This is a genomic window from Microcystis sp. M109S1, assembly GCF_020247025.1.
GTDB lineage: Bacteria > Cyanobacteriota > Cyanobacteriia > Cyanobacteriales > Microcystaceae > Microcystis.
Genome location: NZ_JADBRW010000237.1, coordinates 1 through 3,656, shown reverse-complemented (window position 1 = coordinate 3,656; position 3,656 = coordinate 1). Strand labels below are relative to the sequence as shown.

The 3,656-nt window shown below is 41.4% G+C and carries 3 protein-coding genes; 2 read left to right on the top strand and 1 reads right to left on the bottom strand.

Going from position 1 to position 3,656, the window contains the following annotated elements; genetic code table 11:
• Positions 1–59 precede the first annotated feature (59 nt).
• Both leuS and IM322_RS11940 read left to right on the top strand, forming a co-directional pair.
• The gene (gene leuS / locus IM322_RS11945; protein ID WP_287675552.1) at positions 60–2,612 is read left to right on the top strand and encodes a leucine--tRNA ligase; all 2,553 of its coding nucleotides are present in this window, start codon (positions 60–62) and stop codon (positions 2,610–2,612) included.
• Between the two features lie 147 nt (positions 2,613–2,759).
• The gene (locus IM322_RS11940) at positions 2,760–3,155 is read left to right on the top strand and encodes a hypothetical protein (protein WP_287170770.1); all 396 of its coding nucleotides are present in this window, start codon (positions 2,760–2,762) and stop codon (positions 3,153–3,155) included.
• 11 nt (positions 3,156–3,166) lie between these two features.
• Here the strand turns inward: IM322_RS11940 and IM322_RS11935 are convergent.
• The coding region (locus tag IM322_RS11935; protein WP_287713218.1) for a CHAT domain-containing protein at positions 3,167–3,656 on the bottom strand (490 nt) is incomplete at its 5' end.

Below are 3,656 nucleotides of genomic sequence, written 5' to 3'. Positions count from 1 at the left end.
CCCCCAGCCGGCTGCTGTAAAATGGGAGGGATAGATACAACTCAGGAGAAAAGACCCCAGTGCAGTACAACCCCGCAGAAATCGAACAGAAATGGCAGAAGATTTGGCAGCAAATGGGATTGGACAAAACCCCAGAAAACGCCGATAAACCGAAATTTTACGCCCTCTCCATGTTCCCCTATCCATCGGGCAACCTGCACATGGGTCACGTTCGTAACTATACTATTACCGATGTGATTGCCCGTCTGAAAAGAATGCAGGGTTATCGCGTGCTGCATCCCATGGGGTGGGATGCTTTCGGATTACCCGCAGAAAATGCCGCCATTGAAAGAGGAGTTCCTCCGGCAAAATGGACTGATCAAAATATTGCCCAGATGAAACGGCAATTACAACAGTTAGGATTATCTATCGATTGGGAAAGAGAAGTTGCCACCTGTTCCCCGGAATATTATCGTTGGACCCAATGGCTATTTTTACAGTTTTTTGAATCGGGATTAGCCTACCAAAAAGAAGCGGCAGTGAATTGGGATCCTATCGATCAAACTGTCTTGGCCAATGAACAGGTAGATAGTGAAGGAAAATCTTGGCGATCGGGTGCTAAAGTAGAAAGAAAATTATTACGGCAATGGTTCCTAAAAATCACCGATTATGCCGAACAATTACTCACTGATTTAGATAAACTTACCGGTTGGCCGGAACGGGTTAAAACCATGCAGGCCAACTGGATTGGTAAATCGGTAGGTGCTTATTTAGAATTTCCTCTTGTTAACTCCACAGAAAAAATTGCCGTTTTTACCACTCGTCCCGATACGGTTTATGGAGTCACTTATGTGGTACTTGCTCCCGAACATCCCTTAACTTTACAAGTTACCACTCCCGAACAAAAATCCGCCGTAGAAACTTTTATTCAAGAGATAGCCAGCGAAAGCGAATTAGAAAGAACTGCCGAAGATAAACCCAAACGCGGTATTAAAACCGGAGGACTGGCAATTAATCCTTTTACCGGTGAAGAAATTCCGATTTTAATTGCTGATTATGTCCTCTACGAATACGGGACGGGGGCAGTGATGGGAGTCCCGGCTCACGACAGTCGCGATTTTAAATTTGCTCAGGAAAATAATCTGCCAATTAAGATAGTTATTACTCCAGAAAGTGGCGAAATTGAGTTAAAAGAGGCCTATACAGAAGCGGGAATTATGATTAATTCCGCTCAATTTAATGGACTGAATTCCCAAGAAGGAAAAACCGCTATTATTGATTATGCCACTGCCCAAGGTTACGGCAAAGCTAGAATACAATATCGCCTCCGGGATTGGTTAATTTCCCGTCAAAGATATTGGGGTTGTCCGATTCCAGTTATCCACTGTCCTAACTGTGGAACTGTGCCAGTACCAGTGGAAAATTTACCCGTTACTTTACCAGAAAATGTCGAATTTAGCGGTCGAGGTGCTTCCCCTTTAGCTAAGTTGGAAGACTGGGTAAATGTGGATTGTCCTCGCTGTGGAACTCCCGCAAAACGGGAAACAGACACCATGGATACTTTCATCGATTCTAGTTGGTATTTCCTCCGTTATACCGATGCTAAAAATGAAGATATACCCTTTCAATTCGAGAAGGTTAATGATTGGATGCCCGTGGATCAATACGTCGGAGGAATCGAACACGCTATCCTACATTTACTCTATTCTCGTTTCTTTACCAAAGTTTTAAGAGACCGAGGTTTAGTTAATGTCGATGAACCTTTTAACCGTCTATTAACCCAGGGAATGGTACAGGGATTAACCTACAAAAATCCCGAAACTGGCAAATATGTCCCCGCAGAAAATGTTATCTATAAAGAGGATAAATATTGCGATAAAGACACGGGAGAAGTTCTATCTTTCTTCTTTGAAAAAATGTCTAAGTCGAAATATAACGGCGTTGATCCTCTGAAAGTCCTCGAAAAATATGGGGCCGATACTGCCCGAATGTTTATACTTTTTACTGCACCCCCAGAAAAAGATTTACAGTGGGATGATGCGGGGGTAGAAGGACAATTTCGCTTTCTTAATCGGGTGTGGCGTTTAGTCAGCGAATATATTGAAAATAAACCCAAGCAAGTCAAAAAAATAGAAACTTTCTCGAAAACTGACAAAGATTTAAGACGGGCAATTCACACCGCTATTAAAGAAATCTCCGAGGATTTAGAAGGAGATTATCAATTTAATACCGCCATTTCCGAATTAATGAAACTCAGTAACGCTTTAGGGGATAATAAGTGTTTTGAATCCCCCATTTATCGGGAAGGAATCGAAACCCTATTAATCTTACTTTCCCTTTTTGCCCCCCATCTTAGCGAAGAATTATGGCAAGCTTTAGGCCATAGCCAATCAATTCACCTGCAACCCTGGCCAAAAGTTGATCCCACTGCCCTTATTGTGGACGAGATTACCCTTGTCATCCAAATTTTGGGAAAAACCAGAGGCACGATACAAGTTCCCGCTAGTGCCGATAAAAGCACCCTAGAAACCCTCGCCCTGGAATCAGAAATCGCCCAACGTTATTTAGAGGGCAAGGAAATCAAAAAAGTGATTGTTGTCCCGGGCAAATTAGTTAATTTTGTCGTGGGTTAAATGACAGCAATTATCACAATGGTAGGGAATTAAAGAACCTTTTCAGTTATCAGTAACCAGTTAGATTAACACTTTCTATGAAAAACTATCGATAGATAGCAAAATAGAAACTATACAATTAGTATTGTCTGTAAATAAGAATAACCTATGGATATTGAATCAACTAAAGTTACTCCTGAAGAAATTGCCCAGTTTCGCGCTGAATTGGCAGAAGATTCTAAAGCATTAGGAGATATTGATGTGATTGAGCGTTGTGAAGGGGATCTAGAACAAGCTGCTCGTATCTTAGCGCGTCGAGCCGACATTGAAGATGTGAGAGCGGGAATCACTTGGGAATCTGCGTTAAAGCAAGCGCGTCAGGTGGTTTGTGATGCAAAGTTTAAGGAAGGTTTAGCTCCTGATTTAATTGGGGGTATAATTGGTGCATTAATAACGGCAGGTAATCCAGTTTTAGTGGCAGTTGCTACTCCTTGCGCTGGTTATATTGTTAAAGTTTCCTTAGCTGAGTTTTGTAATACGGACAAGTCGAATCCAGAAAGTTAAATAATCCTGATTTAAACACCTGAAGCGATAAATGCAGCCCAATAAAAAGGATTATTGAAGGGTTTGTCCTCGGTCGCCATGGCTTTCCATTTAGTTTGCCTCACTGCGATCGCATCTTCTAATTCAAATAACTCTTTTTTTGAAAGGGTTTGTTGTAGTTGAATTAACGCTTGTTGAAAGGTTTGGCTTTCTAAATTTTTCTCAGCCTCTTTAACGGTTAAATTCTGTAACCAGTTTTGAGCTTGTTTTAAAGCAACTGGTACAGAAACTTGCTGATTCTCATCAAATAAAATCTCATATAATTTAATCATCAAGAAGGAGGTTGACAGGTCATTAACTGTCCATAAACTACTGACAACACTGGGACTTCCTGCAAACAGAAAACCACTGGGTAAACCGATATATTCATCGCTGATAGAGTTTAAATCAATTAAGCCAGTTTCGCAGGCAGAAAGGGTGACAAGGCGACATTTATTCAAGCGCAGTTCAAAGATTTCGCCT

What these genes read in the sequence shown, in the direction of transcription:
- IM322_RS11940 (WP_287170770.1), top strand. Translation starts at nt 2,760, where the DNA reads ATGGATATTGAATCAACTAAAGTTACTCCTGAAGAAATTGCCCAGTTT.